Origin of the sequence: Bacteroides sp. RTP31139st1_H2_RTP31139_211217 (assembly GCF_040227615.1) — a bacterium.
GTDB classification, from domain to species: domain Bacteria; phylum Bacteroidota; class Bacteroidia; order Bacteroidales; family Bacteroidaceae; genus Bacteroides; species Bacteroides uniformis.
In genome coordinates, this window is sequence record NZ_JBCNZM010000117.1 from 1 (window position 1) to 9,333 (window position 9,333).

Here is a 9,333-nt window from a genome sequence, read left to right on the forward strand (position 1 = left end):
AACAGTCAATGGATATGGGGGAAGACAGACAAAGGAAAATGAGAAAAGTTAGTGTTTTAAGGGGTGGGAAACTTTAGTTATAGAATATAATAGTTTTACCGTTGATTTTGACATGTATGTTTTCCGTCGCTTCCAGTAGCTCAAGGAAAGGAGCTATTTCCTCATAACGGTTCACATAGCAACCGAAACGCAGGTTCTTTAACGCTTCGTCTGAATAGTCCACTTCAATATTATACCACCTTGAAAGGATTCTCATAATATCTTCCAGCCGTTGATCTTTAAAATTGATTTTTCCCTTCACCCATGATGTATAGAAGGCAGTATCTACTGTACACACTTGTATATTCCCGCTCCCGGGAATTAATGATGCCTGCTGTGAAGGTTTTAAGACAAGACTCTGTCCCTCCCCGGTGTCCACCTTAACAGAACCACTGACAAGAGTCGCCTGATATTCTTCACCCGGATAGGCCGAAATATTGAAAGTTGTTCCCAACACCTCAATCTGCATACCTTGAGTCGATACAGTGAAGGGATGACCGGTCTTATTTACTTCAAAATAAGCTTCTCCCGCCAATTCCACTTCCCGCTTCCCAGCTTCGAAAGTAAGCGGAAAACGTAGACTGCTCATTGAATTCAGATGTACTTTTGTACCATCATTCAGAACAAGTGTATACTCACCGCCTTGAGGCACTTCAACTTTATTATATACCAAAGCTGACTGCACAACCTGCCCGTCTGCAGCGCTGTAGTTCAAGGTCGTTGAATCTATCTGTATTTGTTTACCAGCCAACTGCAACTGCCGCCCATCGGCATTCTCATCCAGATAAACCGTTTCCCCATTATCCAATGTAAGAATAGCTTTGGCTCCACCCGGCAGTATTTGCTGGGCAGCCAATAATTGATTGCCATCCATGACATGGGGTACAGAAATATCCTGAAGTGCAAAAACCAATATCAGCACTGGTGCAATAAAAAGAGCAACGTACCGTAACAGTTTCAAATGTCTCCTTCTGAGCTCCATCCTCTTGATACGTGTTTCGACACCTTTCCATCCAGCCTGCGAATCAAACTCCATTTTACGAATTTCGTGCTGTGCATAATGTTCATCACTACAAATCTTTTGGAAAAGCTGCTCATGGCTTTTGCTCTCTTTGCGCCATTTATCCAAAAAACGGCTTTCTTCCGGTGTTACTTCACCGGATAGGTGCTTGGAAATAAGATGAGCTATATGAAAGTACTCTTTTATCATAATTTGGCATGTTTTAGTCTATCTTTAATGATAATACAAGCCAAAATGAAAACATAGTGAATCGATAAAGACTTTTTTTTGAAAAAATAGAAAAAAATGTGCTTTTAGATAAATAACAGAAGGCAATAATAATAATCGGTAAGGAATGCACGAAGCTTTTTATAAGCCACTTTTTTAAGAGTATGTACCGTTTCGGGAGAGACATTGAGACGCTCTGCTATTTCTGCATTCTTTTTGCCTTCCAAAGCCAACTGCATGATGGCTCTCATTTGGGTAGGAAGTTTCTCTATAGCTTCTGACAGAATCCGGAAAGTCTCTTCTTCCACAATCGCATCACGAAAAAAAGCATCTGCTTTTTTGGCTATAATCTTTTGCTCGTATTCATGAGCTACCTTCGAATGCTCAAGTTCGTTCAAGGCATGGTTACGTACGGCCGTATAAAGAAAAGCTTTCACCTGATGAAGATAAAAGAAATCGTCTCTTATCTGCCACAACTTGGCAAATACGTCTTGTACTATATCTGCTGACATATCCGCATCCTCCATGTATTGGAACGCGAAAGAACAAAGCGCCGCATAATATTCCTTAAAAATATTATGAAACTCTTGCTCATCCAGCTTAATGCTTACAACAGAGTGGGATTTATCCTTTTTTATCAGATTTAGCGCCATATTTATGCTTTTCTGGCGCTAATATAGTTAAATTTTCAGAATATAACCAATATAACTATCAATCCTCTAAATCTTTTCCCCATAAATCAATATCGGATGGAGCTTTCCATAAGCTCCATCCGACCAATAGTCCTATTGCCAATAAAAAAATCAAATATATCATTATAGTCCGGTTTGTTTCAATGTCTTATAATAACACAGTAAACTGGATTAAAGTTCACTCCACCCAAAATTGTTGTTTTTCCTATGTATACTTTTCAATGCAGAGAGTGTATTATTTGGTTTTCGTGTACGAAAACGAGCAATTTTGTGCACGATAACGACCAATTTCGTCCAAAATTGTCCCATTTACTAAATAATTATGCTTTTCGAGTTTGATTAATTGAGAAAAGGTCTTATTTTTGACCCGGTTTTTAATTCATACTATTGCAAAAACAAACTCAATTACCTAATTAAATCACAAGAGAATGGAACAAGTTTTCGGCTATATCATCGGCTTAGGAGCAGCAGTGATGATGCCTATAATCTTTACAATTTTGGGAGTATGCATCGGCATCAAATTCAGTAAGGCGCTAAAGAGCGGTCTGCTGGTAGGTGTCGGTTTCGTAGGTCTGTCAGTTGTCACTGCGCTGTTGACCAGCAGCCTCGGTCCTGCTCTGAGCCAAGTCGTTGAAATTTACGGTCTTCAGTTGAAAGTATTCGATATGGGATGGCCTGCAGCTGCGGCTGTAGCCTATAACACATCGGTGGGTGCATTCATCATTCCGGTATGTTTGGGAGTAAATCTTCTGATGTTATTAACGAAAACGACCCGTACGGTCAATATCGACCTTTGGAACTACTGGCATTTCGCATTTATCGGCGCAGTCGTTTATTTTGCCAGCGACAATATCTGGTGGGGTTTCTTCGCCGCTATCATCTGCTATATCATTACCCTGATTATGGCCGACTATACCGCCGACAAATTCCAGGGATTCTACGACAAGATGGAGGGTATCTCCATCCCCCAGCCTTTCTGCGCAGGTTTCGTTCCATTTGCCGTAGTCATCAATAAAGCATTGGACAAAATCCCCGGTTTTGACAAATTGAACATTGATGCGGAAGGCATGAAGAAGAAATTCGGCTTGCTGGGTGAGCCTTTATTCCTGGGTATTCTGGTCGGTTGCGGTATCGGTGCCTTGTCTTGCAAGAACGGTCAGGAACTGGTAGACAAGATACCTTATATATTAGGTTTGGGTATCAAGATGGGCGCCGTAATGGAGCTGATTCCGCGTATCACCGCTTTGTTCATCGAAGGCTTGAAGCCTATTTCCGATGCGACCCGCGAGCTGATTGCCAAGAAATTCAAAGGTGCTGTCGGCTTGAACATCGGTATGAGCCCCGCATTGGTTATCGGCCATCCTGCAACGCTGGTGGTTTCCCTGCTGCTGATTCCCGTAACCATACTGCTGGCTGTCATCCTGCCGGGTAACCAGTTCCTGCCTCTGGCGTCGCTGGCCGGAATGTTCTACCTCTTCCCGCTGGTACTGCCCATCACGAAAGGAAATGTAGTAAAGACGTTCATCATCGGACTCGTTGTACTGACCATCGGTCTTTATTTCGTAACAGACCTCGCCCCCTATTTCACACAAGCAGCCCACGATGTATACGAGAAGACACAAGATGCTGCCGTGAATATCCCCGCCGGCTTTGAAGGCGGTGCACTGGACTTTGCATCCAGCCCCTTTGCTTGGGTCATTTTCCACCTGACCTACTCGTTGAAATGGATAGGCTCCGGTATCCTTGTATTATGCACATTGTTCCTGATGATTATGAACCGTCGTGCCATTATCAAATACCAGAAATCAATCAAAAATTAAAAGTTAAAAATTAAATAGTAACAAATTATGAAAGAGTTAGTACTTGCATTTATGATGGGAGCAGTTGCCATGGCAGCCAATGCCCAAGTGAATTACAAAGTGCAGACCGCCTGCCATCCGCAGGACGTGAAGCATTATGACACGGAACTTCTACGCAGCAGATTCATGATGGACAAAGTCATGGCTCCGGATGAAATCAACGTAACCTACACCCTCTACGACCGGTTGATTTACGGTGGCGCCATGCCGGTGAACAAGACATTGAAGTTGGAAGTGTTCCGTGAACTGGGTCCGGAAATCACTTACTTCCTCGAACGCCGCGAACTGGGTGTCATCAATACCGGCGGTGACGGAGTGGTTACTGTAGACGGTAAGGAATACCCCATGAAGTATAAGGAAGCCCTTTACGTAGGCTGCGGAAATAAGGAAGTAACCTTCAAGAGCAACGACGCTACCAATCCCGCCAAGTTCTACATCAACTCGGCTCCGGCCTACAAGCCCTATGTTACTCAGCTGATTACCACCGATGCCAAGCTTCAGAAAGCCAACCCCAAGAAATATGCACTGGGCATCTCCGACCATTATGGAAAAATGGAAGACAGCAACGACCGTATCGTAAACCAGCTGATTGTGAAAGATGTACTGGAAAGAGTGAAAGACGGCGGTACCAACCAGTTGCAGATGGGACTCACGGAACTGGCTCCCGGCTCTGTATGGAATACCATGCCTGCCCACACACACACTCGCCGCATGGAAGCTTACTACTACTTCAACCTGAAACCCGGCAACGCTATCTGTCACCTGATGGGCGAACCGCAGGAAGAACGTTTGATATGGCTGCACAACGAACAAGCCATCACTTCTCCCGAATGGTCCATCCACGCTGCTGCCGGAACCAGCAACTATACTTTCATCTGGGGTATGGGCGGTGAAAACCTGAAATACAGCGACAAAGACGAAATCAAATACATCGATATGAAATAAAGTTGCCCTGCAACGTCCGATAGGCATGGACTTAAATAATCCATGCCTATTTTTGTCATTTTCTACATCCTTTTTACTCAATATTACACCTCGAACAACACACAAACCCCTACATTTGCATCAAAATATAAATCTATTATCATGAGTACATTTCAAAACACCGCAGGGCGGATGACCAATTACCGTTGGATTATCTGCGCCATGCTATTCTTCGCGACAACCGTCAACTACCTCGACCGCCAGGTTCTTTCATTGACCTGGAAAGATTTCATCTCCCCCGAATTCCACTGGACCGATACACACTACGGCTACATCACAGCTATCTTTTCCATCGTCTATGCCTTAGGCAATCTGTTTGCCGGACGTTTCATCGACTGGATGGGAACGAAAAAAGGGTATTTATGGGCCATTGCCGTATGGTCTATCGGTGCTTGTATGCACGCCCTCTGCGGACTTGCCACAGAAATGACCCTCGGCATTGAAAATGCCGCCAACATGATTAGCGCTACCGGTGCATTGGCCTCTACCATAGCCATCACCAGCGTTTACTACTTCATTGCCGCCCGTATCATACTGGGCATCGGTGAAGCAGGAAACTTTCCTGCCGCCATCAAGGTGACTGCCGAATATTTCCCAAAGAAAGACCGTGCCTTCTCCACTTCCATATTCAATGCCGGCTCTACCATCGGAGCACTGATAGCCCCATTGTGTATCCCTACCCTGGCCCGCTACTTCCAACGCATGGGCGTGGGCAACGGCTGGGAAATGGCTTTTATCGTTATCGGCGGATTGGGTTTCATCTGAATGGGACTGTGGATATTCATGTACAAGAAACCTGATGAAAATCCACACGTAAACGCAGCTGAGCTGGCATATATAGAACAAGACAAAGACAATGAGGAGGATAAAAAGGCGACTACTCCGACAACCAAGGATGAAAAGAGCATTTCTTTCCTGCAATGTTTCAAATATCCGCAAACCTGGGCTGTATTTTTCGGCAAATTCATGACTGACGGTGTATGGTGGTTCTTCCTCTTCTGGGCACCCGCATACATTTCGGACGTTTACGGATTCTCCTCAGATACTCCCACGGCACAGATGCTTATCTTTGTGCTCTATGCCATCACGATGTTGTCCGTCTATGGCGGGAAATTGCCCACTATCATTATCAACAAAACCGGTAAGAACCCCTACGCCGCACGCATGCAGGCCATGTTCATCTTTGCACTGTTCCCGCTATTGGCATTGTTTGCACAGCCATTGGGCAACAAGGAAGTATTTGGCGAACAAGCCTATTGGTTCCCGATTATCATCATAGGTATTGCAGGCGCTGCCCATCAGTCCTGGTCGGCCAACATCTATTCTGTGGTAGGTGATATGTTTCCCAAGAGCACCATTGCCACCATTGTGGGAATCGGAGGTATGGCGGGCGGTATCAGCTCATTTCTCATCAACATGAGTTCCGGTTTGCTGTTCGACTATGCCGACAAGACACAAATGGTATTTCTTGGATTTCAGGGCAAGCCTGCCGGATATTTCATCATCTTCTGTGTATGTGCAGTGTCCTACCTGATAGGCTGGTGCATCATGAAGGCACTGGTTCCGAAGTACAAACCGATTATAGTGGACTAATCAGAAGTCTCTATATAGATATTCAGAATCATACGGAGTTTGCAAACTGCATTACATGCCTTGCAAACTCCGCACAAAAAAAGCCTTTTCTCACGAAATGGCTTTTCTTCGTTCAATTACAGTCAAAAACAAAAAACTGTAAATGGAACACAATTTAAGATGAAAAAAAGGGAAGTCTCACGACTTCCACAATTCTTCTAACCTTAAATCTAAATCTCTATGAAAAAAACGTGATGCAAAGATAATGGTTTATCTCACACAGCGTTATTAATAAACTCTATAAAGAAGCAGAAAATATTTAAGATTTACTAAATAAGACGGTTACGAATGGCAAACTACAGACAAGAGCTCGGCATAAATAGGATTAAGTTTCAATAGTTGCGGCACTCCTGTCATAAACATCTGCCTGCGGGCACGAGTAAGGGCAACATTCAATTTCCGGTCAATCCGAGTACCGTTTTCCTCTGTCATATTTGCCAGAAACTTCAACTGATAAGCCCGGTTCACACAGAAAGAGTAGATAATAACATCCCGTTCGCTACCTTGGAAGCGTTCCACGGTGTCTACCAATATATCCTCCAAAGGAGCAATACCCAAAGCAGCAATCTCTTTCTTAATCAAGGCTATCTGACTGCGATAAGGAGTGATGACACCTAAAGTGACAGCCGGGTTGAAACCGGAAACAGCTGCATACTGCCGATAGATAGCCGCTGCCAACCGTGCCACAATCCGCGCCTCCGAATGGTTCATCTTGGCCGACTGTGCCGGCGGTTCGACTGCGGCAGGCAGAAAAGCGACACGACGAGTCAGCAAGCCGGCAAACTCACAATCACACAGCTCAGGAGCAAGAGTCAGCTCTCCCTGCTGGTGCGACAGACCAACCGGTTCCAACAGACCACCGTAAAAAGCCCGGTTAGGAAACAAAGCTACCTCGATATTCATACGACCCTGACGGCAGAGCATGTCGTAGGAGGGATGAGGGATAAAAGATGAAGAATGAGAGGTTGATGCCTGGCGATTGGCACTTTCCTTGGAGAGATTCCTATAAAGGCGTTCGAAAAGGGAATCTTTCAAATTATACAATCCGATGGCCTGCAAAGCTTCGTCACACACTTCCGACTGCTCGGACGACTGCAAGACCACTGCGGGTAGCTGCTTATGGTCACCTATCAAAATAAATTTGCCGATGGCATCCGCGCCTGCGGGATTGCGGGTACAGAGTAACCCCAGCAGTTGTGGTTCCAAAATTTGGGTAGCCTCATCCACAATCGCTACATCAAAAGTCTTCAACCGGAAAAGTTCGGTCTTGGAAGAAAGCGTGGCAACCGTACCGACAAAAACACGGCAACGGGCAATGCGCTCCTGCACCTGCCGCCGAGTGGCACAAGGTTCCAACACATTCTCAATCAGATACGGGCGGAATGAGTCATCGCAAGACAACTCACTGCCTAAACGGATAAAGTCTATTTCAGGCTCAATGGAAGCCAGCGCCTTACTGATTTCATCTACAGCACGATTGGTATACGAAAGCAGTAGAATCTGTTTCCCCTCCCGGTAAAAGGCTTCTACCATGCCCCGCAGCGCGCGAGAGGTCTTGCCGGTACCTGGCGGACCGATTAAAAGGAAATAGTCGCGGGCAGCCTGCGCTTTCAGAATAATCCGCGAAAAATCATCCGGAGCGGTCGCAATACCGGTATCCAAAGAAGTATCGAACTCGGGAGGGCGCTGCCCCAACAACAAATCACGCCGTCTTTGGGTGGCAGAAAGGAAAGCGGAAAGTCCCAGATACATGCTACGAAAGGAGGTGTCCATATAGTCGTGCTCTATGGCATAAAGGCTAGCAGCAGGCAATACACCCGCATTCTGCTGAGTGGCACGAAGACGGATACAGACCTCGTTATCGGATATGCGCTCTATATTACCTTTAAACACCATCTTGTTGGTAACGTTGTCGGTATCCGTATTCCGTTCGTAAAGAACCACCGCATCACCCTGACGGAAATTGGGCAGAACCCGCTCCTGCCGGGAAGCAACCATTTGCTTCGTTCTGAGGGACAAATACGGTTTATGCGTATCTGCCGCATGATTCTCACAAATAGCCAAATCGTACAGAATTTCACCCGCCTCACATTTCTCAGCCAGTGTGGAAAGCCAGAGGGCGGCAGCGCCAGTACGTCCTTCATAATCCACATCTCCAGATTTGGAGGTATAGAGTTCCTTGGTTATAAAGTTATAGAGCGTATAAAAATAGCTTTGTTCCAACGACGAAAGCGAACGGATGCGTTGCGCTACGGCATCGATGGAGGGGTAAAGGAAGCGTTTCCATAAGGTATTGTCCAAACCGCGCTCGTTCAAGGTGTCCGGATGGATGTCTTTCAGGCGCTCTGCCGTATACTGCGGGCTGTTCCGTAACTGGATGCCATATTCATTGGCTACAATCCGGTTACGCACATCCATCACACGGCGCACCATTGCCCACGAAGGACGTGCCGGATAAAGCAACGGATAACGGGTATAGAGCAGGTAGGCCTTTACACGTCGATGGTCCATTCCCATAGAATACTCCAACACAGCCTGATAGAGCAACATCTGTACCTTATTGTTTTCTTTAGGCTCCACCTTATCACGGATGGAATACTCGTCCGCCTTACCGGACTTCATTTCAATGAACGAGGTCATATCCCGCTGCATGTAGTCCAGACGCCCTTGCAAACCCAATGCTTCACAGATGTAAGAAGGTTCCAGCACGGCATCAGTCCTATCGAGCTCATAGCCGGATGCACGGAATGTTTCTGTCACTGTCCGGTGGATATTGTCGAAATGGCGCTTGCAATCGGAAAAGAATTCGGCTTCCTTCTCCCGGTCGCGCAGGTCGGCACATGCTGCCAGCTCGATGGGATAAGAACGGAAGGCCTTCTTCATGCATGCCAAATAATCG

5 protein-coding genes and 1 pseudogene are annotated in these 9,333 nt (G+C 45.9%); 3 read left to right on the top strand and 3 right to left on the bottom strand.

Annotated features, from left to right (window positions below; translation table 11 throughout):
• Positions 1-73: 73 nt before the first annotated feature.
• Both ABUA47_RS17050 and ABUA47_RS17055 read right to left on the bottom strand, forming a co-directional pair.
• Positions 74-1,249 (bottom strand): FecR family protein, encoded by a 1,176-nt coding sequence (locus ABUA47_RS17050; RefSeq protein ID WP_349824518.1) that lies wholly within the window; start codon positions 1,247-1,249, stop codon positions 74-76.
• Positions 1,250-1,353: 104 nt separating this feature from the next.
• Positions 1,354-1,920 (bottom strand): RNA polymerase sigma-70 factor, encoded by a 567-nt coding sequence (locus ABUA47_RS17055; protein ID WP_005823929.1) that lies wholly within the window; start codon positions 1,918-1,920, stop codon positions 1,354-1,356.
• A gap of 467 nt (positions 1,921-2,387) precedes the next feature.
• On the opposite strand from ABUA47_RS17055, the gene ABUA47_RS17060 reads away from it, so the two are divergent.
• The 3 genes and pseudogenes from ABUA47_RS17060 (at position 2,388) to ABUA47_RS17070 (ending at position 6,395) form a co-directional block, all read left to right on the top strand.
• Positions 2,388-3,779, top strand: coding sequence for a PTS galactitol transporter subunit IIC (locus ABUA47_RS17060; RefSeq protein ID WP_005823931.1), 1,392 nt, complete (start codon positions 2,388-2,390; stop codon positions 3,777-3,779).
• Between the two features lie 27 nt (positions 3,780-3,806).
• Positions 3,807-4,763: a 5-dehydro-4-deoxy-D-glucuronate isomerase gene (gene kduI / locus ABUA47_RS17065; RefSeq protein WP_035450164.1), complete on the top strand. Its 957-nt coding sequence runs from the start codon at positions 3,807-3,809 to the stop codon at positions 4,761-4,763.
• A 141-nt stretch (positions 4,764-4,904) separates the two neighbouring features.
• Positions 4,905-6,395: pseudogene (locus tag ABUA47_RS17070) on the top strand (MFS transporter).
• A gap of 321 nt (positions 6,396-6,716) precedes the next feature.
• On the opposite strand, the gene ABUA47_RS17075 reads toward ABUA47_RS17070, so the two are convergent.
• A partial coding sequence (locus tag ABUA47_RS17075) for a DEAD/DEAH box helicase (protein WP_349831805.1) occupies positions 6,717-9,333 on the bottom strand: 2,617 nt, incomplete at its 5' end.

Coding starts and splice junctions, on each gene's coding strand:
- ABUA47_RS17050 (WP_349824518.1), bottom strand. CDS start 1,249: ATGATAAAAGAGTACTTTCATATAGCTCATCTTATTTCCAAGCACCTA.
- ABUA47_RS17055 (WP_005823929.1), bottom strand. CDS start 1,920: ATGGCGCTAAATCTGATAAAAAAGGATAAATCCCACTCTGTTGTAAGC.
- ABUA47_RS17060 (WP_005823931.1), top strand. CDS start 2,388: ATGGAACAAGTTTTCGGCTATATCATCGGCTTAGGAGCAGCAGTGATG.
- kduI (WP_035450164.1), top strand. CDS start 3,807: ATGAAAGAGTTAGTACTTGCATTTATGATGGGAGCAGTTGCCATGGCA.